The organism is Polynucleobacter necessarius, from assembly GCF_900095215.1.
Taxonomy (GTDB): Bacteria; Pseudomonadota; Gammaproteobacteria; order Burkholderiales; family Burkholderiaceae; genus Polynucleobacter; species Polynucleobacter necessarius_H.
In genome coordinates, this window is record NZ_LT606949.1 from 96,964 (window position 1) to 120,045 (window position 23,082).

The 23,082-nt window shown below is 47.2% G+C and carries 19 protein-coding genes and 1 pseudogene; 19 read left to right on the forward strand and 1 reads right to left on the reverse strand.

What is annotated here, in order from left to right:
• Positions 1-36: 36 nt before the first annotated feature.
• The 17 genes from mraZ to lpxC all read left to right on the forward strand — a co-directional run bounded on the left by mraZ (position 37) and on the right by lpxC (position 19,082).
• A complete protein-coding gene (gene mraZ, locus DXE35_RS00620) occupies positions 37-465 on the forward strand; it encodes a division/cell wall cluster transcriptional repressor MraZ (RefSeq protein ID WP_114690325.1) in 429 nt (142 codons plus the stop codon).
• Positions 466-477: 12 nt separating this feature from the next.
• The gene (gene rsmH / locus DXE35_RS00625; RefSeq protein ID WP_114689192.1) at positions 478-1,428 is read left to right on the forward strand and encodes a 16S rRNA (cytosine(1402)-N(4))-methyltransferase RsmH; all 951 of its coding nucleotides are present in this window, start codon (positions 478-480) and stop codon (positions 1,426-1,428) included.
• Positions 1,425-1,691, forward strand: a complete 267-nt coding sequence (gene ftsL, locus DXE35_RS00630; protein WP_114689193.1) for a cell division protein FtsL — start codon at positions 1,425-1,427, stop codon at positions 1,689-1,691. The genes rsmH and ftsL overlap by 4 nt, the downstream gene beginning before the upstream one ends.
• Positions 1,688-3,460, forward strand: a complete 1,773-nt coding sequence (locus DXE35_RS00635; RefSeq protein WP_114689194.1) for a peptidoglycan D,D-transpeptidase FtsI family protein — start codon at positions 1,688-1,690, stop codon at positions 3,458-3,460. The genes ftsL and DXE35_RS00635 overlap by 4 nt, the downstream gene beginning before the upstream one ends.
• On the forward strand, positions 3,457-5,007 hold the full coding sequence (locus DXE35_RS00640; protein WP_114689195.1) for a UDP-N-acetylmuramoyl-L-alanyl-D-glutamate--2,6-diaminopimelate ligase: 1,551 nt from the start codon (positions 3,457-3,459) through the stop codon (positions 5,005-5,007). The genes DXE35_RS00635 and DXE35_RS00640 overlap by 4 nt, the downstream gene beginning before the upstream one ends.
• Positions 5,007-6,455, forward strand: coding sequence for a UDP-N-acetylmuramoyl-tripeptide--D-alanyl-D-alanine ligase (locus tag DXE35_RS00645; protein ID WP_114689196.1), 1,449 nt, complete (start codon positions 5,007-5,009; stop codon positions 6,453-6,455). Before DXE35_RS00640 ends, DXE35_RS00645 begins: the two co-directional genes overlap by 1 nt.
• Positions 6,446-7,615: a phospho-N-acetylmuramoyl-pentapeptide-transferase gene (gene mraY / locus DXE35_RS00650; RefSeq protein ID WP_114689197.1), complete on the forward strand. Its 1,170-nt coding sequence runs from the start codon at positions 6,446-6,448 to the stop codon at positions 7,613-7,615. The genes DXE35_RS00645 and mraY overlap by 10 nt, the downstream gene beginning before the upstream one ends.
• A gap of 49 nt (positions 7,616-7,664) precedes the next feature.
• Positions 7,665-9,248 carry a UDP-N-acetylmuramoyl-L-alanine--D-glutamate ligase gene (murD, locus tag DXE35_RS00655; RefSeq protein WP_114690326.1) on the forward strand — a complete coding sequence of 528 codons (1,584 nt, stop codon included), beginning with the start codon at positions 7,665-7,667 and terminating at the stop codon, positions 9,246-9,248.
• Positions 9,245-10,516, forward strand: coding sequence for a putative lipid II flippase FtsW (ftsW, locus tag DXE35_RS00660; protein ID WP_114689198.1), 1,272 nt, complete (start codon positions 9,245-9,247; stop codon positions 10,514-10,516). Before murD ends, ftsW begins: the two co-directional genes overlap by 4 nt.
• A complete protein-coding gene (gene murG / locus DXE35_RS00665; RefSeq protein ID WP_114689199.1) occupies positions 10,513-11,586 on the forward strand; it encodes an undecaprenyldiphospho-muramoylpentapeptide beta-N-acetylglucosaminyltransferase in 1,074 nt (357 codons plus the stop codon). The genes ftsW and murG overlap by 4 nt, the downstream gene beginning before the upstream one ends.
• Entirely contained in the window at positions 11,583-13,019 is a 1,437-nt protein-coding gene (murC, locus tag DXE35_RS00670) for a UDP-N-acetylmuramate--L-alanine ligase (RefSeq protein WP_114689200.1), read from the forward strand. Before murG ends, murC begins: the two co-directional genes overlap by 4 nt.
• Positions 13,020-13,080: 61 nt before the next feature.
• A complete protein-coding gene (locus tag DXE35_RS00675) occupies positions 13,081-14,025 on the forward strand; it encodes a D-alanine--D-alanine ligase (RefSeq protein WP_114690327.1) in 945 nt (314 codons plus the stop codon).
• The gene (locus DXE35_RS00680; protein ID WP_114689201.1) at positions 14,022-14,879 is read left to right on the forward strand and encodes a cell division protein FtsQ/DivIB; all 858 of its coding nucleotides are present in this window, start codon (positions 14,022-14,024) and stop codon (positions 14,877-14,879) included. Before DXE35_RS00675 ends, DXE35_RS00680 begins: the two co-directional genes overlap by 4 nt.
• Positions 14,880-14,888: 9 nt before the next feature.
• Positions 14,889-16,157 (forward strand): cell division protein FtsA, encoded by a 1,269-nt coding sequence (ftsA, locus tag DXE35_RS00685; RefSeq protein WP_114689202.1) that lies wholly within the window; start codon positions 14,889-14,891, stop codon positions 16,155-16,157.
• 8 nt (positions 16,158-16,165) lie between these two features.
• A complete protein-coding gene (gene ftsZ / locus DXE35_RS00690) occupies positions 16,166-17,506 on the forward strand; it encodes a cell division protein FtsZ (protein WP_114689203.1) in 1,341 nt (446 codons plus the stop codon).
• 112 nt (positions 17,507-17,618) lie between these two features.
• Positions 17,619-18,119: a peroxiredoxin gene (locus DXE35_RS00695; RefSeq protein WP_114689204.1), complete on the forward strand. Its 501-nt coding sequence runs from the start codon at positions 17,619-17,621 to the stop codon at positions 18,117-18,119.
• Between the two features lie 48 nt (positions 18,120-18,167).
• Positions 18,168-19,082 (forward strand): UDP-3-O-acyl-N-acetylglucosamine deacetylase, encoded by a 915-nt coding sequence (lpxC, locus tag DXE35_RS00700; RefSeq protein ID WP_114689205.1) that lies wholly within the window; start codon positions 18,168-18,170, stop codon positions 19,080-19,082.
• A 21-nt stretch (positions 19,083-19,103) separates the two neighbouring features.
• Here lpxC and DXE35_RS00705 read toward each other — a convergent pair whose 3' ends face one another.
• On the reverse strand, positions 19,104-19,601 hold the full coding sequence (locus DXE35_RS00705) for a hypothetical protein (protein WP_114689206.1): 498 nt from the start codon (positions 19,599-19,601) through the stop codon (positions 19,104-19,106).
• A 54-nt stretch (positions 19,602-19,655) separates the two neighbouring features.
• Here DXE35_RS00705 and secA point away from each other — a divergent pair, with 54 nt between their 5' ends.
• Both secA and DXE35_RS00715 read left to right on the forward strand, forming a co-directional pair.
• The gene (gene secA, locus DXE35_RS00710) at positions 19,656-22,421 is read left to right on the forward strand and encodes a preprotein translocase subunit SecA (protein WP_114689207.1); all 2,766 of its coding nucleotides are present in this window, start codon (positions 19,656-19,658) and stop codon (positions 22,419-22,421) included.
• Positions 22,422-22,587: 166 nt separating this feature from the next.
• Positions 22,588-23,063: pseudogene (locus DXE35_RS00715) on the forward strand (4Fe-4S dicluster domain-containing protein).
• The last annotated feature ends 19 nt before the right edge of the window (positions 23,064-23,082 follow it).

Consider the following 23,082-nt stretch of genomic DNA (forward strand, 5'->3'; position numbering starts at 1 on the left):
TAAAGTGGGAGGAAGTGTGAAAAAGTGGGGTCAATGGTGTTTCAAGGTGCGTCAGCTCTCAATTTAGATTCAAAAGGCCGCATGTCTGTGCCGGCTAAGCATCGTGACGCCTTGTTGGTACAAGGTGAGGGCCCAATCACACTCACAAAACACCCCGATGGCTGCCTCCTTCTCTTCCCTAGGCCTGAATGGGAAACCTTTATGGCGAGAGTTGCAAAGCTTCCAATGGATGCCCATTGGTGGCGTCGCATCTTTTTGGGTAATGCTGCGGAAATGGATTTGGATAGTGCTGGTCGTGTACTGGTGAGTCCAGAATTACGCGCAGCGGCGGGACTTGAAAAAGAAGTGATTTTGCTTGGTATGGGAAGCCATTTGGAATTGTGGGATGCGGCAACATACGCCGCAAAAGAACAGACTGCAATTGCGCAGGGCATGCTTGAAGTACTCAAGCAATTTAATTTTTGATGACAGGGTGCCATGAACATAACTCATCGCCCAGTGTTACTGGCCGAGGCGGTGACGGCGCTAGTTGGCGGTCCGCTGATTCAAAATCAAAATGCAGCAAAGCCTATTTTGGTAATCGATGGAACCTTTGGTCGCGGCGGTCACACACAAGCGCTACTCAACGAGTTGAATCCATCCGCTCGCATGATCTCGTTCGACAAGGACTTAGATGCGATTGCGGTAGCGCAGAAAATCAACGATCCACGCTTGAAGATTGTGCACGACAGTTTTGCGCAGATGGATCAGTACGCAGAGGCGGAATCAGTCGATGGAATTTTGTTGGACTTGGGCATCAGCTCGCCTCAAGTGGACGAGGCGCATCGGGGATTTTCTTTTCGTCGCGCGGGTCCGCTCGACATGCGCATGAATACCAATTATGGTCTAACTGCTGCAGAGTGGTTGGAGCAAGCGTCGCCGGAGGAAATCACACACGTGATTAAGACTTACGGAGAGGAACGTTTTGCATATCAGATCGCGAAGGCTATTGTGGCCAAGCGCGAAGAGGGACTGTCTCCCAAAACCACAACAGAGTTAGCTAGTTTGGTGGCAAGCGTTGTGCGTACACGTGCAGCAGGTCAAGATCCCGCAACCAGAACTTTTCAAGCCTTGCGTATTTTTATTAATCGCGAGTTGGAAGATTTAGAGCTTGGCTTAAAAGCGGCTTTGAAATTATTAAAACCTGGCGCAAGACTTGCGGTGATTAGTTTTCATTCGCTTGAAGATCGTATTGTCAAACAGTTTTTACAGGCTCACGCAAAAGTAGAGGTGCCACGTGGTTTGCCTGTGCGTGCGAAAGATTTGCGGCAAAGCGCATTAGAAATTATTGCTCGCGTTAAACCAAGTGATGCTGAGGTCTCTGAGAATCCTCGGGCACGTTCAGCCATTATGCGTGTCGCCGAAAAACGCATGGGATCGTTTGCATGAATCGTGCGACATTAACCTTGCTCGCTTTGCTATTGATCTGCGCTTTATCGCTGGTGGCAGCGCAGCAACGTGCGCGTAAGTTATTTATTTTGCAAGAGCGCGCGCAGATTGAAGAGCGCAAGTTGAATCAAGAATGGTTGCGTCTTGAGTATGAGCAACGCAATCTTTCGCAGTCCGCGCGCATTCGTGATGTTGCGCGCAATCAATTGCACATGTCTCCTATTAGCCCAGAGCGTACTTTGTACCTGAAGGCGACTAAATGAGGCCGGTCGGTTTTTCCACTACGCCAAATTTAGTGCTGCGTCTGCCCATGTGGCGGTCGCGCTTAATGCTATTTCTCTTATTCTTTGTTTTCATGATGCTATTGCTGCGCGCGTTTTGGATTCAGGGTCCAGGAAACGCGTTCTACGAAGCAAAGGGTGTGCGCGGTACGCAACGTGAATTGGAGTTGCCTGCTAGTCGTGGAAAAATTTTGGATCGCAATGGTCAAGTTATCGCAACTAGCTTAGAGGCGAAATCGGTTATCGCTTATAACGATACGGTGCCTGATGATTTGGCTGCTGACAAAGTACAAAAGCTAGCAAGCCTGCTGCAAATTAGTGAAGCAGAGTTGCGTAAAAAATTAAAAGAAGAACGTAAGCAAATCTTCTTAAAACGCCAAGTCGATCCAGCTGTTGCGCAGCAAATTAAACAGCTAGAAATTCCGGGTATTGGCCTGAACAATGAGTATCGCCGCTTCTACCCAGAGGGCGAGGCGATGGCCCATGTGGTTGGTTTCACTAATGTGAACGACAAAGGGCAGGAAGGTATGGAGCTTTCTCGTGAGAATGAGCTTGCCGGTCATCCTGGACAAAGACGTGTAGTGGTGGATCGTTTGGGTCGTGTTGTTGAGGATGTCGCGATCTTGCAGTTGCCACAAAATGGAAAAGACTTAAATCTGTCTATTGATAGCAAGATTCAGTTCTTAGCGTATAACGCGGTTAAGGACGCGGTTGCAAAACATCACGCTAAAGCGGGTGGCGCTGTCGTATTGGATACGCAAACCGGCGAAATCTTGGCTTTAGCCAATTACCCAGGCTACAACCCAAATGATCGACGATTTTTAACTGGCGAACAATTACGTAATCGCGTATTGACTGATACTTTTGAGCCTGGCTCAACCATGAAGCCTTTAACAATTGCGATTGCATTGGAAAAGGGCGCGGTTAAGCCAGATACCAATATGGTGATTGGCGCGAAATACTTAGTTGGACCAAAGCCAATTACGGATACGCATCCCTATGGAAATTTAACGGTTGCCCAAATTATTCAAAAGTCCAGCAATATTGGTATCGCCAAGATCGCAATGAATAATCTCTCTGCTGAAGAGATGTGGGATTTCTATACGGCAGTTGGCTTAGGCCAGACGCCGAAGATCGGATTTCCTGGCGCTGTAGCCGGAACCGTGCATCCTTATAAAAAGTGGATGCCTACCGATCAAGCGCGTATCGCATTTGGTTACGGTATTTCTGCATCGTTGTTTCAAGTAGCGCGTGCTTATACCGTTTTTGCCCGTGATGGCGAATTAGTGCCTTTGACGATTGAGCGTAGTCCAGAGTTCAAGCCAGGCACAAAAGTTCTCTCTCCAAAAACCGCGATTGAAATACGCAACATGATGGAGGCGGTTACTGAGCCTGGTGGCACCGCGATTAAAGCGCAGGCTGAAGGATTCCGCGTGGGTGGAAAGACTGGAACAGCGCATAAGTTGGTTGGCAAAGGGTATGGCAATAAATACCGCGCCTACTTTGCTGGGTTAGCCCCAATTAGTGCGCCACGGATTGTTGTTGCGGTAATGATTGATGAGCCTACTGGCGGAAGTCACTACGGTGGAGATGTGGCTGCGCCAGTGTTTTCAACCATTGTGAGTGAAACGCTGCATACCTTGAATGTATTACCTGATAGCAAAGTCAAGCAAATGGTATTGCAGGACAAGAGCCCGGCGGAGATTCAGGCTGCCAATGCGCAAGCGCAACATGTGGTTTTGAAAAGATGAGGGTGGCATTGAAAATAGACACCAATCATTTGATTGACCACCTACATACTTTGGCGAATGCTTCCGCTAAAGTATGTGGGGATAGTCGCCAGATTCAGTCTGGCGATATCTTTTTTGCATACCCAGTAGGTCATGGCAATGTGTTGCGTGACGGTCGCCAATTTATTGAAGCCGCTCTTAACAATGGGGCTGCTGCTGTGGTATTTGATCCGGCGGGTATGGGTAATCAATTTACTGAACATCCACAATGCTTTGCGATTGAAAATCTTGCAGGCAAAGCTGGTCAATTATGTTCGGAATGGTATGGGCATCCTAGTAAAGCATTAAATATCATTGGTGTGACAGGTACTAATGGAAAAACAAGCATCACGCAGTGGTTGGCTCAAGCTTTGGATGCTAGTAATCATCCCACTGCGGTGTTGGGTACTTTAGGCACTGGGTTCCCTGGGGCATTGGTTCAGACTGGCTATACCACGCCAGACGCCCCCAAGTTGCAAACTCAACTAGCAGAATTGCGAAGCGTTGGTGCAAAGCAAGTAGCCATGGAGGTATCTTCACACGCATTGCATCAAGAGCGAATTACTGGAACGGAAATTGCTTGTGCAGTGTTTACCAATTTGACACAAGATCATTTGGATTACCACGGTAATATGGCCGATTACGCCGAAGCTAAGGCTAAGTTGTTTCAACAGGCTGGCCTCAAGCATGCGGTGATTAATTTAGACGATGCTTTTGGCCGTGAATTAGCTATGAATCTCTTGGCTAAAGAAGGCTTAAAGGTTTGGGCGTACGCATTATCACAATCAGCGTTTGATGGCTTTGAAAAATTTGGTGATCGCCTGCAGCGTAGCTATGCAAAAGATGCTGTTCTGAGTGGCGCAGACTATAACGCAAAATTTATTTGCAATGGCGCAGACAGTGTTGATTTGCATATTCCATTATTAGGCGAATTTAATTTAAGTAATGCGCTTGCGGTATGGACGGTATTGCTTTCTCAAGGAATGAGTGGCGACCTAGCTGCCCAAAAGGTGAGTCAATTAAATCCAGTTGTCGGTCGCATGGAGTTGATTCGCTGCGGCAAATCGCAAAAAATGGATGGTTTGTTGGCGGTTGTGGATTATGCGCATACTCCAGATGCGTTAGAAAAGACACTGCAGGCATTGCGTCCAATTGCGGAGCAGCGTGGCGGGAAAATTTGGTGTGTATTTGGTTGTGGTGGTGATCGCGACGCGGGTAAGCGACCGCTTATGGGGGCTGTTGCTGAACGCAATGCCGATCACATCTTGATTACCAGTGACAATCCTCGCTCCGAAGATCCGCAGGTCATTATGCAAATGATTCGCGACGGCATTAAGAGCGATGGGAAAAGTATTCAAGTGATCGCTGATCGTGCGGCCGCAATTATGGCCGCCGTTCGCCATGCGAGCACGCGGGATATTGTTTTGGTTGCGGGCAAGGGGCATGAAACCACACAAGAAATCAATGGCAAGAAATTTGATTTCTCTGACCAAGAACATATTCGCTTGGCTGCTGTAGGCGGGGTCTAATGTCTGTTATGACAACCCTTGCGCAAGCACAGGCTATGTTGCCTGGAAGCACATTGCTCAACACTTCTACAGAAGCCGCGCGGGAAGTATCTATTTCTCGGGTGGGAAGCGATAGTCGTCAGATTGAGCGCAATGAATTATTTGTGGCGTTGGTTGGCGAACGCTTTGATGCGCATGATTTCTTGGTTGATGTTGCTAAAGCTGGCGCAGGCGCTGCTCTTATTAGCGAACAAAATAAATGCCTGGCAGATTTGCCAGCCATTTGCGTGTCCAATACCCGCGTTGGCTTAGGAAATTTGGCAAAAGCATGGCGTGCTAATCACCCCATTCCTTTAGCGTTGGTTACAGGTAGCAATGGCAAGACCACGGTTAAGGAAATGATTGCTTCGATTTTTAAGGCCGCAGTTGGCGAGCAACATACCTTGGTAACTAAAGGCAACCTCAATAACGATATCGGATTGCCATTAACTTTGTTGAAATTGCGATCAAGCGATCGCCTTGCCGTTGTTGAGCTTGGTATGAATCACCCTGGTGAGACAGCCCAGTTAGCTGCAATAGCGCAAGCCAATATCACATTAATCAATAATGCTCAGCGCGAGCATCAAGAATTTATGGCTACCGTCGCAGCAGTGGCGGAAGAGCATTCTGATGCGATTCGGGCTTTGCCAAGCGATGGTATTGCTGTATTCCCGGCGGACTCCCAATTTGGGGATGTGTGGCGCAAGGCTGCTAGTGGACGCAAGGTCATCGATTTTGTATTGTCATCAGGGCAAACTCAAGTATCGGCCGCAGCGACAGGAAGTGTATTAAGTAATGGTCATGTGCGAATTGAAACTGAGCAGGGCGTCATTGAAGTTCAGTTGAATACTTTAGGTAGCCACAATGTTCGCAATGCTCTAGCGGCAAGCGCTGTAGGCATTGCTGCTGGTGTAAGTCTTGAAAAAATTCAGCAGGGTCTCGAATCTTTCTCGCCAGTTAATGGTCGCATGCAATCCAAAGTGATGGATGCAAAGCACACCTTAATTGATGATAGTTATAACGCTAACCCAGATTCAGTAAGAGCTGCGATTGATGCTTTAAAGCAATCAGGTAATTTATCTTGGGTGATTTTGGGTGATATGGGCGAAGTTGGTAATCAGGGGCCAGAATTTCATCGAGAAGTCGGCGCTTATGCGGCTGAGCAAGGTGTCTCAAAGTTATTTGCTTTGGGTGCGCAATGTCAATTTGCTCTTCAGGGCTTTAATGAGGCCGCAAAAAAAGATGTCACTCTCTCTAAGGCGCAACATTTTGTGGACATAGATAGTTTGATTGCGCACTTGAGAAATGCATTACATGCGCAGTCCGGTGGTAGTAATGAACATTTAAATATTTTGGTCAAGGGTTCACGATTTATGCGTATGGAGCGTGTAGTGCAGGCCTTGTTAGAGGAGACTAAAACATGCTCTTAATGTTGGCGCAATGGTTGCAGGACGACTTTGGCTTCTTCCGGGTATTTAACTACATCACGTTTAGGGCGGTGATGGCGACAGTGACTGCCTTGTTAATTGGCTTATCTGCGGGACCATGGGTTATTCGTAAGTTGGCCACTTTGAAGATGGGTCAAGCGGTTCGCACTGATGGACCGAAAACCCATTTAGTGAAATCAGACACCCCAACCATGGGTGGGGTTTTGATTTTGATCGGCATCTTTATCTCATCCATATTGTGGGCTGATCTGAGCAATCGATTTATTTGGATTGTGATGATTGTGACTTTCGGTTTTGGTTTGGTGGGTTGGGTAGATGACTACCGCAAAGTGGTCTACAAAGATCCAAAGGGCATGGCCTCGAGAGCGAAATTCTTTTGGCAAACTTTAATTGGCTTGTTTGCCGCTATCTATCTTGCGTTCTCTGTTTCTGAGGTCAACAACCTCAAAGTGTTGCAATTGTTTTATGAGTGGCTCAGAAGTGGCTTTGCTTTAGATCTACCGGCAAAAACCCATTTGCTGATTCCTTTTATGAAAGAGATCAGTTATCCGCTGGGCATCATGGGTTTCATTATTTTGAGCTACCTAGTCATCGTGGGCAGCAGTAATGCCGTCAATCTAACGGATGGACTTGATGGCTTAGTCATCATGCCAGTAATTTTGGTAGGCGCCGCTTTGGGTGCTTTTGCTTATGTGATGGGTAACTCTATCTACGCAAAGTACCTTCTCTTTCCTTACATTCCGGGTGCTGGTGAGCTTATGATTTTCTGTGGTGCTATGGGCGGTGCTGGGCTGGCATTTCTTTGGTACAACACTCATCCAGCGCAAGTCTTTATGGGTGATGTGGGCGCGCTGGCCTTGGGTGGCGCACTCGGCACCATCGCCGTGATTGTTCGTCAAGAAATTGTGTTGTTTGTGATGGGCGGCATCTTTGTTGCTGAGACAGCATCAGTGATGCTGCAAGTATTTTGGTTCAAGTTAACCAAAAAACATTTTGGCGAGGGTCGTCGTATTTTTCGTATGGCGCCGCTGCACCATCATTTTGAATTGGGTGGTTGGAAAGAGACGCAGGTAGTTGCGCGTTTCTGGATCATCACTATTCTCCTGGTCTTAATTGGCTTATCTAGCTTGAAATTACGGTGATCCAAAAGTAATGTTGATTTTAGCAAACACCTTTGCGAATTCAGCCTTCATGAGTGATGAAGGCTATCAAGCGCCTAGCCGATTCCTAATCTTGGGTGTAGGTGAGACCGGCGTAGCAATGGCGAAGTGGTGTTTACGTAATGGTGCAGAGGTGCGATTAGCAGATACACGTGATCAATCCACTTTTACAGAGCGTCAACATGCTTGGCTGGAAGAGCTTCGTATTGCTGGTTTAAAAGATGTTTGTTTTGGTCCTCTGGAAGATGACTTGCTCAAAGAGATTGATGTGATTGGCATCAGCCCGGGCTTATCGCCAGTGCAAGACCCACCATACTCTTTCTTGGTAAAGGCTGAGGAAGCTGAAATCCATGTGTGGAGCGAGATTGAATTTTTTGCTCGTGCAATTGCAGCATTGAGCCGTATGGCGCAAGCGCAAGAGTCAGCTTATGAGACTGCAGTATTGGCTATTACTGGTACTAATGGCAAAACAACCACCACAGCATTAACTGGCCAACTCTGTGAGCGCGCCGGTAAAAAGGTTGCTGTCGCAGGAAATATTAGCCCTGCCGCTCTGGATAAGTTAATGAACTGCTTGGAGTTGGCGGATCAAATTACTGACATGCCAGATGTTTGGGTATTAGAGCTCTCGAGCTTCCAATTGGTTTATACCCACACGCTGAATGCTACTGCGGCAACCGTCCTAAACATTACCCAGAATCACTTGGATTGGCATGGCGATATGCACGCTTATGCAGAGGCTAAAGCGAGAATATTTGGGGTTGATACGGTCTGCGTTCTTAATCGTGATGATGCTCTTGTAATGGGATTGCTTTCCGAGGAACAAAAGTCAGAGAAATCAATTGTGACTTTTGGCTCTAATCGCCCGGATGAGCAGGGTGCTTTTGGTATTGAGCATGATTTGCGCGCTGGTGGAATTGATTGGTTGGTATTGGCTGAAGTAGATGAGGATGTTGATCCTAAGCCAAAACGCCGTCGCAAGTCCGCAGTGGTCGAAGATGATGAACCATTAAGGCTCAAGCGTTTGATTCCGGCGGATGCCTTAAGAATTCGCGGCAGACACAATGCATTAAATGCCTTGGCTGCGCTTGCTTTGGCCCGCGCTGCTAATTTACCAATGAATGTTCTGTTGCATGGCTTACGTGATTACCATGGCGAGCCGCATCGCGTGCAAAGCATCGCAATTGTTAAAGATGTCGAGTATGTGAATGACAGCAAAGGCACCAATGTGGGCGCGACTGTTGCCGCATTAAATAGTTTAGGCAGCAATGAGTCCGGAAAGCGCATTTGGTTAATTGCTGGTGGCGAGGGTAAGGGGCAGGATTTCAGTCCGCTACGTGAACCAGCATTGCGCTTTGTGAAGGGCGCTTTCTTGATCGGCAAAGATGGAGTTGCGATAGGTGAGGCTCTTGGTGCTGGAATTCAAAGTACCAATTGTGGTGACTTGAAATCTGCCGTTCAGGCTGCCGCTGCGCAAGCAGTATCGGGGGATTTGGTATTGCTCTCACCAGCTTGCGCAAGCTTGGATCAGTTCCGAGACTACATTGAGCGAGCCCAGATGTTCGTCGCGGAAGTGGAAGAGCTGGGAATGCAATTTGAAGGAGTTCAGGCATGAACTTAAAAGAGAAATTTTTTCCTGAAAATCGTCTTGGGCTAACTCGCTTCTGGAATTTTTCTCGAGGCGGAATTGATAATTTCCGTACGGGTTTACGTGATGCGGTATCAGGCGTAAAGCAGACGCGTTCACGCATGATGGAGTATGACCAGTTGCTTGTCTGGGCAGTTTTATCTCTGATGCTCATTGGTCTAGTGATGGTGTACTCCGCATCTATTACTTTGGCTGATGGCCCTAAGTACGCAAACTACAGCAGCAATTTTTTCCTTATTCGCCATTTGATTTCTTTAGCAATCGCAATTGGTGTTGGAATTTGGGCATTTAAGATTCCGACAAAGATATGGGACCGGTATTCGCCAGTCATTTTTGGATTTACTGTTTTATTGCTGATTGCCGTTTTAATTCCTGGCATAGGTAAGGGTGTTAACGGGGCTAAGCGCTGGACTCCCTTGGGTCTGATGAATTTCCAGCCTTCCGAATTGATGAAGTTCGCTGCCGTGATCTTTGCCGCCAGTTATACTGTTCAACGTCAAGAATATCTTCATTCATTTGTTAAGGGCATGCTCCCCATTGGTATTGCGGTTGCCTTGGTTGGCTGCTTGCTCATGGCTGAACCTGATATGGGCGCATTCGTAGTGGTCGCCTTAATTGCATTTGGCATTCTCTTTTTAGGCGGTATTAACGCTAAATTATTTGGTGGTTTGATTGCAGTTGGTTTGATGAGTGGCGCAACAATGATTGCGCTCTCACCATTCCGTCGTGGACGCATGTTAGCTTTTATGGATCCTTGGCAGGTCGATAACGCAGCCAACAAGGGTTACCAGCTAACGCATTCGCTCATGGCATTCGGACGTGGCGAATGGTTTGGTTTGGGACTCGGCGGTAGCGTAGAAAAATTACATTATTTGCCTGAAGCGCATACCGATTTCATTATGGCGGTGATTGGTGAAGAGCTTGGGTTTGTTGGTGTGGCGGTCATGATCTTCTTGTTCTACTGGATCGTGCGGCGCGCTTTCTTGATTGGCCGTACCGCTTTGCAATTGGATCGTAGTTTTGCCGGGCTTGCTGCTAAGGGTGTGGCCATTTGGATTGGTTGGCAGGCCTTCATCAATATGGGCGTGAATCTTGGTTTGTTACCAACCAAAGGCTTAACCTTGCCATTGGTGAGTTATGGCGGCTCTGGAATCTTGATGAATGCCGTTGCCATAGCAATGTTGCTACGGATTGATTACGAAAATCGCATTCTCATGCGCGGAGGGAAGCTTTGACGAAACCCTCAATCTTAGTGATGGCTGGCGGTACTGGCGGGCATATTTTCCCAGGCCTTGCTGTCGCTGAATATTTACGGATTTGCGGCTGGAATGTTTCTTGGTTGGGAAATCAAGCTGGCATGGAATATCGCCTCGTGAAGTCTTGCGATTTTCCATTTGAATCTGTGGAGTTTGGCGGCCTGCGTGGCAAGGGCTTAAAAGCCAAATTAATGCTTCCCATTAATTTGATGCGCGCTTGTATTCAAAGCTGGAAGATTGTGCGTCGCGTAAAGCCTAATGTCGTTTTAGGTATGGGTGGATACATCACCTTCCCTGGTGGTTTGGTCTCGAAATTTTTGAAGCGCCCCTTAGTCCTCCATGAGTCAAATTCTGTAGCTGGAAGCGCCAATCGTGTCTTGAGCAAAATCGCCATGCGCACTCTCACTGGATTTCCTGGCACGATGGAAAAGGCGGAGTGGGTTGGCAATCCGATTCGTGAAGAGTGTGACCATATGCTGGCACCAGCAGCTCGTTATGAACAGCGCCAAGGAGTCCTGTCGATCTTGGTAGTGGGTGGCAGCTTGGGAGCCGCCGCTTTAAATGACAATATTCCCGCTGCTTTGGCATTGATTCCAGCGGAATCACGTCCAAAAGTAATTCATCAAGCTGGCGACAAGCATTTGGCAGATCTACAAAAACGTTATGCGGATCTAGGCGTCGCTGCAGACATTCGTCCTTTTATCGACGATATGCCAGCTGCCTATTCGCAGGCGGACTTAGTGATTTGTCGCGCCGGCGCTATGACTGTCTCTGAAATCGCGGCCTGTGGTGTTGCTTCTTACTTAATTCCATTCCCATTTGCAATTGATGACCATCAAACCGCGAATGCGCAGTTTTTATCAAATGCAGATGCAGCGGTTTTACTGCCGCAGCCATTACTGAATCCACAAGATTTAGCAATGATGTTGCAAAACCTCAATCGGAGAGATTTAAAAGAGATGGCGCTACGTGCTCATGCCTTAGCGAAGCCACATGCAACTCAGCGGGTGGCTGAAGTTTGTGCGGGTTGTGCGGGAGTGGGTATATGAAGCATATCGTTCAGCAAATTCACTTCATCGGTATCGGTGGTGCTGGCATGAGCGGCATTGCCGAAGTGCTTTTGCACTTAGGTTATCAAGTATCGGGCTCAGATCTTGCCGAAGGCGCAGTGACTAAGCGCCTCAAAGAATTGGGTGCAGTCATTCATATTGGGCATGATCCTAAAAATATTGATACCGCCGAAGCTGTCGTGATCTCCACAGCGGTTGCAGGCAACAACCCAGAAGTATTGGCGGCGCGCGCCGCAAAGATTCCAGTCATCCAACGTGCCGTGATGTTGGGTGAGTTAATGCGCTTAAAACAAGGCATTGCCATCGCCGGTACCCATGGCAAAACTACTACTACCAGTCTAGTTGCATCGGTTTTGGCTGAGGGTGGCCTGGATCCAACATTTGTGATCGGCGGCAAACTCAATTCAGCTGGCGCTAACGCGCGTTTGGGGCGTGGCGATTTCATTGTGGTTGAGGCAGATGAATCCGATGCATCTTTCTTGCAATTATTTCCCGCAATGGAAGTGGTAACCAATATTGATGCTGATCATATGGATACCTATCAGCATGATATGGCCAGCTTAAAGCAGGCTTTTGTGCAGTTCATCCAGCGTATGCCGTTCTATGGTGTGGCGGTGCTCTGTATTGATGATGCTAATGTGCGCGACATCATTCCTTTTGTTTCACAGCCAGTATTGCGCTATGGCCTGTCGGATGATGCGGATATTCGCGCAAGCAATGTGCGTGCAGATGGCACACAGATGGATTTCACTGTTGATCGCCGGACAGTGCGCAGGCACGGCAATAAGCCTGGCCCACTTCATGTCACACTGAACTTGCCTGGATTACACAACGTACGTAATGCCTTAGCTGCAATTGGTATTGCAACCGAGTTGGGTGTGGGTGATGAAGCGATTATCAAAGCGCTCTCAGAGTTTGGTGGAGTGGGTCGTCGCTTCCAGCGCTATGGAGAGATTCCATTGGCATCGGGCGGTAGCTTTACTTTGATCGATGACTATGGGCATCATCCAGTAGAAATGGCGGCAACTTTAGCTGCGGCTAGGGGTGCATATCCAGGCCGTCGCTTGGTCCTGGCATTTCAACCACATCGCTTCACTAGAACTCGTGATTGCTTTGGTGAATTTGTGCAGGTGCTCAGAAATTTTGATGCTTTGGTGCTCACGGATGTATATCCGGCAGGCGAGGCCAAAATTCCGGGGGCAGATGGTAAGAGTCTGATGAAGGCTGCTATTGCTGAAGAGAAAAATTCGAAAGCTTTATTGGATTCAAGCGCGGTTGCCTATGCCGCAAGTATTGCAGAGATGTCAGAAAAACTAAGTCAGGTTTTAAAAGATGGAGATGTATTAATCACCATGGGCTCAGGATCAATTTCCGCGTTGCCGCATACCTTATCGGAGGCAAAGCATGTCTAAGGTAGGTGCTAATTTGAGCTCTTTTGGTGATCGCGTTAAGTCTAGCTTGGCCGAATTAGACATGAAGTCTTTGGGACGTGTTGGGGTATTACTAGGCGGTAAATCGGGCGAGAGAGAAATTTCTCTGATGTCGGGTAATGGCGTTTTAGAGGCTCTCCGCTCCAAAGGTATCGATGCTCATGCCTTTGATACAGGCTTGCGTTGTCCGACTGAGTTAGCTAACGAAAATTTTGACCGTATCTTTATCTCTCTGCATGGTCGCTTTGGTGAGGATGGAACTATTCAAGGTCTTCTGGAGTTGCTAGGTCTACCTTACACCGGTAGTGGCGTATTGGCCTCAGCTTTGGCAATCGACAAAATTGTCACTAAGCAAGTTTGGATTAGTAATGGACTCGCTACTCCTGAACATGAGGAGTTGACAGCCGATAGCGACTGGAATGCGGTTGTAAATCATCTAGGCTTGCCTCTCATTGTGAAGCCTGCGAACGAAGGTTCTTCTTTGGGTCTGACTAAAGTTCAGTCGGTTGAAGAATTGCCTGCGGCATACAAACTTGCTGCTGGATTAGATAAAAAGGTCATCGCAGAGATTTGCATCATTGGGGATGAATTAACTTGTCCATTGGTTGGACAAGGGAAAACTGCCGAGGCTTTGCCGGTAATTAAAATTATTCCGCCGCAAGCAAATTACGATTTTCACAACAAGTATTTCTCTGATGAGACTCAGTATTTATGTCCAACAGGACTTGCTCCCGAGGTAAATGCTGCCGTTCAAGAATTAGCCTTGGCAGCGTATACAGCCTTGGGTTGCCGTACATGGGGTCGTGCCGATGTGATGCTTGATCAGAAGACTGGGAAACCTTATTTGCTGGAAATGAATACTTCTCCTGGCATGACTTCCCATTCTTTAGTGCCAATGGCTGCAAAAGCGGCTGGTATTGAGTATGCGGACTTGGTGCTTTGGTTGTTGAGCCAAGCGCTAGAGCAAAAAGAAGGTCTTCCTGCATGAGTAACTTCATAGACCGCTTCGGTGAAATTTTCTCTATGTTAATGACTCCACTTCGGAATCATTCTGGCCGTATGGAGAAGTTGAGTCGGTTCTTGATGCGTTGTTTCGTGGTGATATTAGTAATTGGTATTTTGGTCTGGTTGAGTCAGCGCCCAGTATTTGCTTTAAAGCAAATTCAAATTGAGCCAGTTGCCGGACAAACGCTGAAGCATATTAATAAACCCATTGTGAAACAGCAGGTCCTTGAAACGGTGCAGGGCAATTTTTTTAGCGTGCGTTTAGAGGATGTGAAACGTGGCTTTGAGAGCATGCCCTGGGTAAGACATGTAAATGTTCGCCGCGTTTGGCCAAATGGGTTGGTAGTGAGTATTGAAGAGCAGAAGCCTTTTGGCACTTGGGGTGGGGTGGATAGTCACACTCTGATGAATACCCATGGGGAGCTTTTCGCAGGATGCGTTTCTGAGGTAGGTGACGATATTCATTTAGTGGATTTCTCCGGTCCTGCGGATGCTGGCAAAGAGGTGATGAGTCTTTATGAAAAAGCCAACAATTGGTTTAAGCCGTGGGGTGCTGAAGTAACTAGCCTTGTCTTGACGGAGCGCTATGCATGGCACGTCAGACTTTCCAACGGTATGAAGGTGGAATTTGGGCGTGATGAAGAAAGCTCCAATAAAAATTTGATTGAAGAGCGCGTTGCTCGTTTATTGAAATATTGGCCGCAAGTGCAAGAGAAATGGGCAAATCGAATTGATGCGGTTGATTTGCGATATGCAAATGGGTTTGCGGTTCATCTTGCCTCTGCAAGTGTGAAAAAGAATGAAGTAGATAGTAAAAAAAGCGTGCTGAAGCAATGAGGAATGGTAATGAGTAAAGACAATCGCGATATTTTGGTTGGTTTGGATATTGGAACTTCCAAGGTGGTTGCCTTGGTTGCTGAATTAGCTCCCGATGGTCAATTTAACGTTGTTGGCGTTGGTCAAACTGCGTCCAAGGGTTTGAAGAAGGGCGTTGTAGTCAATATTGAGGCTACCGTTCAATCGATTCAAAAGGCGCTTGAAGAGGCTGAGGTAATGGCCGATCGCCAGATTGTCCAAGTGTTTACTGGGATTGCTGGTAATCATATTGTGAGTTTTAACTCAAGCGGCATGGTTGCTATACGCGATAAAGAGGTTAGTGCCGGAGATGTGGAGCGTGTTTTAGAAACCACTAAGGCAATCAATATTCCAACAGATCAGCAGATTTTGCACATCCTAGTTCAAGAATTCATTATTGATGGACAGGAAGATGTGCGCGAGCCAATCGGTATGAGTGGCTTGCGCCTAGAAGTGAAGGTGCATATTGTTACTGGCGCTGTCAGTGCCGCGCAAAATATTGTGAAGTGCGTACGCCGTTGCGGGCTGGAAGTAAACGATCTTATTTTGCAACCTTTGGCCTCAGGTTTGGCAGTGCTAACCGAAGATGAGAAAGAGCTTGGTGTCGTATTGGTGGATATTGGTGGCGGCACTACTGATATAGCAATTTATTGCCAAGGTTCTATTCGTCACACCGTAGTAATTCCAATCGCAGGCGATCAAATTACAAATGACATTGCGATGGCATTACGCACGCCAACAATCGATGCTGAAGATTTAAAGATTGCACATGGTATTGCGCGTCAAGAAATGGCTGATCCTACTGCAATGATTGATGTGCCTGGTGTAGGTGATCGTGAGCCTCGCCCAATGTCTAAGCAAGCATTGGCCGCAGTAATCGAACCTCGTGTTGAAGAGTTATTTACGCTCGTGCGAGGCGTGGTGCGTGATTCTGGTTATGAGGATATGGTTTCTTCGGGAATTGTTTTGACGGGTGGCACTGCGCTTATGCCTGGCATGGTGGAGTTGGCCGAACAAGTCTTCTTAAGGCCGGCCCGTATTGGTACACCTGAATACCGTGGCCATTTGCATGAAGTGTTACGTAGCCCCAGATATGCCACCAGCATTGGTTTGTTAATGGAAGGCCAGGCGCAGTTATTGCGTGGTCGTCGAGTTTCTCAGTCAGGCGCGTTACAAGCTGTTATCTCGCGCATGAAAGAATGGTTCGCAGGAAATTTTAAGTTTTTTCGTCGTCGTCAATGTAGTACGTTTTTTACCTAGGAGGGTATATGGCATTTGAAATGTTAGATCAAGAAACAGCTGGCAAAACCATTATTAAAGTGGTTGGAGTCGGTGGCGCCGGTGGTAATGCTGTCCAGCACATGATCCGTCGTGGTGTTAACGGCGTAGAGTTTATTTGCATGAACACCGATGCTGGCGCGTTACAGCGTTCTGAGGCATCTGTGAATTTGCAACTGGGCTCTAGCGGATTAGGTGCGGGCGCTAAACCAGAAATCGGCGCAGCTTCTGCTGAAGAAGCGCGTGCACGTATTGCGGATACATTGCAAGGTGCGCATATGGTATTCATCACTGCGGGTATGGGTGGCGGCACTGGAACTGGTGCGGCTCCCATCGTGGCTCAAGTGGCTAAGGAAATGGGCATTTTGACTGTTGGCGTAATCAGCAAGCCATTTGACTTCGAGGGTGTGAAGCGCTTGAAGGTTGCTGAAAATGGTGCGGCAGAGCTCGAGTCTTATGTGGATTCATTGATTGTGGTTCTCAATGAAAAACTCTTTGAGGTAATGGGTGAAGACGCTGAGTTCGATAAGGCATTTGCTTGTGCTGATGACGTATTGCACAACGCTGTTTCTGGTATTGCAGAAATCATTAACGTTCAAGGTTTGATTAACGTCGATTTTGAAGACGTGAAGACAGTCATGGGGGAGCAAGGTAAAGCGATGATGGGAACAGCAACAGTTTCCGGCATGGATCGCGCACGCTTGGCTGCCGAAGCTGCAGTTGCATCTCCATTGCTCGAAGGTGTTGATCTCTCTGGTGCACGTGGAGTGTTGGTAAATATTACTGCTAGCCGTTCACTGAAGTTATCTGAGACTCGTGAAGTAATGGCTGCGATTCGTGGCTATGCTGCGGATGATGCAACCGTGATTTTCGGTACTGTATATGACGAGAGCTTAGGCGATGCCTTGCGTGTGACTGTTGTTGCTACTGGTTTGAATAATCCCCAAGCTCGTAAAAACAACCAGCCTGAAGTAGTTTGGAGACAAGCTACTGGTACGCATGATGCAATGCCAACAATGGCCGATCTCAATAGCTTTGCTCCTGATAGCCCATCAGCAGCTATCAGTAAGGTGAGCTTAGATGCTGCTTTAAGTACTAGTGCAGGCATGACTTTAACTGGCACTGGTAGCGCTCCAGCAATGGCAGCTCAGCCAGCAAGCTCTGGTGTTGACTACAGTCAATATGATTTGCCGCGGGTTTTTCGTAGCTCTCGTGAAGCGACTCCTGCGCCTACATTAGGTTCGGATAGTTCTCCGCAAGCTAAATCCATGTTGGATAAAGGGGCTGATTACTATGAAATCCCGGCCTTTTTGCGTAAGCAAGCAGATTAATTAACTGCTTAATACAATAGGTAATTGCAGAATGCCAGCGCCGCGCCCCTCCGGACGACGAATCCCGCGCTTTCGTTGGTATGCTTACTAACAATTATTTATTGGAGACGTCATGATTGCTGTTGGACAAAAATTACCGAACGCTACCCTTTACGAATTGTTTGATGAAGAGAGTGAAGGCTGCTCTTTAGGGCCAAATGCCTTTGAAGTTGAGAAGCTAGCGGCAGGAAAAAAGATTGTGCTTTTCGCATTGCCTGGTGCATTTACACCCACTTGTTCTGCTAAGCATGTGCCTGGCTATGTTGAGCACTACGATGCGATTAAGGCTAAAGGCGTTGATGAAATTTGGTGCGTTTCTGTAAATGATCCATTTGTGATGGGCGCATGGGGCCGCGATCAGAAGGCTGGTAAAAAGATTCGCATGCTAGGTGATGGTAGCGCCGAGTTCACCAAAAAGCTCGGTTTTGGGTTGGATTTAACCGCTCGTGGTTTCGGTGTTCGTTCTGATCGTTACGCAATGATTATCGAAGATGGCATTGTGAAGTCACTGGATCGCGAAGCTCCTGGCAAGTTCGAAGTGAGTGATGCGGCCTCTATTTTGAAAAAGCTGTAATTCGAATGTATTTAATAACCCATATCCCCTGAATTTAGATATCTCAATATGATGAAGCAACGCACTATCGCTACTCCGGTCAAGACCGTGGGGATTGGCTTGCATTCTGGGCGCAAGGTCACGATTGCAATTAAGCCTGCGCCAATCAATTCAGGGGTTCAGTTTGTTAGGGTGGATACGCCTGAGCAGGCTATTGTTCCCGCAACTGCTCTAGCGGTATGCGACACCAGACTGGCTTCCGTGATTCAGAAAGACGGCGTACGTGTTTCCACGGTAGAGCATTTGTTATCGGCTTGTGCTGGTCTAGGTCTCGATAATTTATTGATTGAATTGGATGGGGAAGAAGTGCCCATCATGGATGGCAGTGCTGCTTCATTTTTATTTCTAATTGAATCAGCAGGCATCGCCGAACAAGAAGCGCCACGACAATTTCTGGTAATTAAAAAACCAGTAGAGGTTCGTGAGGGCGATAAGCTTGCGCGTTTAGAGCCATTATTTGGATTTAAATTGGATTTCACGATTGACTTTAAGCATCCGGCGGTAGATAAAACAGGCCAGCGTTTTGTAGTCGATTTTGCAGAACATGCTTATCGCAGTGCGATTGGGCGCGCACGTACTTTTGGATTCGCTCATGAAGTTGAAGCGTTGCGCGAAATGGGTTTAGCGCGCGGCGGCAGTTTAGATAACGTAATTGTTTTGGATGAACACCGCATTTTGAATAACGAAGAACTTCGTTATGAAGATGAATTTGTGCGTCACAAGATCTTGGATGCGATTGGTGATCTCTATCTCATCGGGCATCCTATTGTGGGTGCTTACGTTGCCGAGAAGTCGGGTCATGCTCTGAATAACGCGCTTTTGCGTAAATTATTGGAAGACCAGAGTTCTTATGAAATCAGCACTTTTGCTGAAAATAAAGCTCCGGGAGCTTACTCTCACGAAAGTCAGCCCCTCTTTTTCTAAAGAGATACGGACTACTGTTGGTTACTTTGGCTTGTTTTTGAGTAGCTTCTCAATAGAGGAGCGTAAGCCCGAGTCTGGCCCTAATTTTTCTAAAAGAGACTCCCAGGACTTTTTCGCCACATCATTTAGTCCCGTGGGCTTTTCGCGTTGATCTAGGCGCGGCTTCACTTCCCACGCGGGTGGGGCGGGTTTTACCCGCACTTTCACTGCGCTACACTGCAGGCCATATTTCCATAACTCATTGATTAGGCTGGGTAAAATTTGCTGTAGGCGGCTGGCAATACTAGCGCTACTGACTAGTAAAACAAGCTCATTTTGCGAGCCAGAGCGCCATCCAGTCTCAATTTTCGAACTCAGATGCTCTAAATCAAGATTTGCGAGTGCCAAGTTAATGCTTGTCTTGAGTTTGGCTAGATCCTCGGTTTTGGCCAAAATACCCCCTAGACCATGGGACTCTCGTAGGTAATCCATCCAGTCGTGTGCTGTGTGCTTGCGGGATGATTTTGGGGTAAGGTTCATAAAACATGGGGTTGCGGGTGATAAACTGAATGACTTAATTTTCTTCGATATCCCATGGTAATCGGTCTTCTTAAAACCCTGGTCGGCAGCCGTAACGACCGCCTCTTAAAACAGTATCGCACAGTCGTTGCCAAGGTCGGCGCTTTTGAGGCGTCCCTGCAATCTTTGGATGATGCTGCGCTTACGGCTAAAACTGCGGAATTTAAGTCCCGTCTGGCTGCTGGAGAGTCGTTAGACGATATCGCAGCCGAAGCTTTTGCGGTCGTGCGTGAGGCAAGTGTGCGCGTCATGAAGATGCGTCATTTTGATGCCCAAATTCTGGGTGGCTTGGCTTTACATCAAGGCAAGATTGCTGAGATGGGTACTGGCGAAGGAAAGACCCTTACCGCTACTCTCCCAGTCTATTTAAATGCGTTGACTGGTAAAGGTGTCCATGTTGTAACGGTCAATGACTATTTGGCGCAACGCGATGCAGAGTGGATGTCTAAGTTGTACAACTTCTTAGGTATGAAGGTGGGTGTGAATTTATCCCAAATGGATCACACCACCAAGCAAGAAGCCTACACGGCGGATATTACCTACGGCACGAATAACGAATTTGGTTTTGATTATTTGCGCGACAACATGGTTCAGGATTTGAATCAGCGAGTTCAGCGCGGATTAGCTTACGCGATTGTTGACGAAGTCGACTCTATTTTGATTGATGAGGCTCGCACTCCATTAATCATCTCTGGACAGGCCGAAGACCACACTGATCTCTATATCAAAATTAATGCGCTGCCATCCCATTTGGAACGCCAGATTGGTGAAGAAAAAGTGGATGGCACTGGTGTTGAGAAGCCGGGTGACTATTGGGTAGATGAGAAGTCTCAGCAGGTTTACTTAACAGAGCAAGGTCACGATAAAGCCGAGGCTGTATTGGTGCAGCTAGGCGCGCTCAATGATGGCGATTCTTTATACGCGCCACAAAATATTACTTTGATGCACCACGTGTACGCCGCTCTGCGCGCACATTCTTTGTATCACCGTGATCAACATTACGTTGTTCAGAATGGCGAAGTGATCATCGTAGATGAATTCACTGGCCGTTTGATGCAAGGTCGTCGTTGGTCTGATGGATTGCATCAGGCCGTGGAAGCTAAGGAAGGTGTGCAGATTCAGAATGAGAATCAAACCTTAGCTACGATCACATTCCAAAATTATTTCCGCATATACGGCAAGTTGGCCGGCATGACGGGTACTGCCGATACTGAGGCGTATGAATTTAAGGAAATTTACAACTTAGAAACTGTTGTGATTCCTCCAAACCGTATGAGCCAAAGAAAAGACAAACAAGATCAAATCTACAAGTCTTCTCGTGAGCGTTATGACGCGGTCATTAAAGATATTCAAGATTGCTATGAACGTGGTCAGCCAGTATTGGTGGGTACCACTTCAATTGAGAACTCAGAGTTGATTGCGAATTTATTGGATCAGCGTAAATTACCGCATCAAGTCTTGAACGCTAAGCAGCATGCGCGTGAAGCAGAAATTATTGCTCAAGCAGGCCGTCCAAAGATGATCACCATCGCTACTAATATGGCGGGTCGTGGTACTGACATTATTTTGGGCGGTAATGTGGGCAAGCAGTCTGCATTGATTGAGCTTGATGACGCACTGTCCGATCCTGAAAAAGCGGCCAAGATTAAGCAATTGCAAGATGAGTGGCAGGGTATTCATGATCAAGTTCTGGCATCAGGTGGCTTGCATATTATTGGTACCGAGCGCCATGAAAGCCGTCGTATTGACAATCAGTTGAGAGGTCGTTCGGGTCGTCAAGGTGATCCTGGATCTTCTCGTTTCTATCTTTCATTGGATGATCCGCTCTTACGTATTTTTGCTGGTGATCGTCTGCGCGCCGTTATGGAGCGCCTCAAGATGCCAGATGGAGAGCTGATTGAGGCAGGCATGGTGACTCGTTCGATTGAGTCTGCGCAGCGCAAAGTAGAGGGACGTAACTTTGATATTCGCAAGCAATTGCTAGAGTATGACAACGTCGCGAATGATCAGCGTAAAGAAACTTATCGTCTCCGCAACGAAGTTCTTGAAAGTGGCGATATTGGTGAATTAATCGCTAACTTACGTGAAGATGTATTACGTTCCGTTTGCTCAGTGTATGTTCCGCTTGAGTCTATGGAAGAGCAGTGGGATCTTACTGGGCTCGAGAATGTTTTAGCTAGCGAGTGGGGTCTCTCAGTTGATCTGAAAGCTTGGGTTGAGGGCGCAGATACTGTAGATGATGCTGAGATAGTTAATCGAGTCTTGCGGGCTGCCAAAGAAGCTTACGATGCAAAAGTAGATCTCTCTGGTCGCGAATCCTTTGCTAGCTTTGAGCGCTCAGTTCTTCTATATAGCCTAGATAGCCATTGGCGCGAGCATTTGGCTGCCTTAGATCATTTGCGCCAAGGCATTCATTTGCGTGGTTACGCCCAAAAAGATCCAAAACAAGAATATCGTCGCGAAGCATTTGAGCTATATGGCGAATTGCTCAACGTTATTAAGAATGATGTTGTCAAAAGCATCATGACTGTTCAGATTCGTAGTGCCAGTGAGCTAGACCAGGCTTCTGAATCTATGAATGATGATTTAGCTAAGCTTTCTGATATTCAGTATCAACACGCTGATCCAGAGAGAGAGGTAGCGGGTTCAACGGGGGATCGCGGCGCTCCAATTGATATTCAGCCAGTCCCGCTTCGCACCGGACCCAAGGTAGGTCGAAACGATCCTTGCACCTGCGGTAGTTGGAAGAAGTATAAGAACTGCTGCGGCGCACTAGCCTAAATTAGATTGTTTGTCGCATTCATCACTGGGGGTCTTGTACCCCCATTTTTCTTATGGCAGTAAACAATCGATTTCAGGGCTTTCCCTAGCTATCTAGGTATATCAATTTCGAAGATTATGAGTCCTTATATGCAAAACATTGCATTTATTGGCAAAAGGAATCGACATGCAAAAGTCACTGCTCATCAACGCAGACAAATGTACTGGGTGTCTTCAATGTGAGATGGCCTGTAGTTATGAGAACTACGGGGTTTTAATACCTCTAAATCGCGCATTAAGGTATTTGAATTTCATAAAACCGGCAAAAAGGTGCCATACACCTGCACCCAATGTGATGAAGCATGGTGCTTGCAAGCTTGCCCTGTTGACGCAATTCGAGTGGACTTGGTTACAGGCGCTAAAGTGGTTTCTGAAGATACTTGTGTTGGGTGCAAGGTCTGTACGATTTCTTGCCCTTTTGGAACTATTAATTATGTTCAGAATACCGGTCAAGTACAAAAGTGCGACTTGTGTGGTGGCGATCCAGCATGCGCCACAGCATGTCCAACCGAGGCGATTACCTATGTGGATGCGGATTGGACTGGCTTAGACAGAATGCGTGAGTGGGCCGATAAGCTTGGCAACCAAGATAACGCTAACTAAAAAAGTATAGGAAAAATAT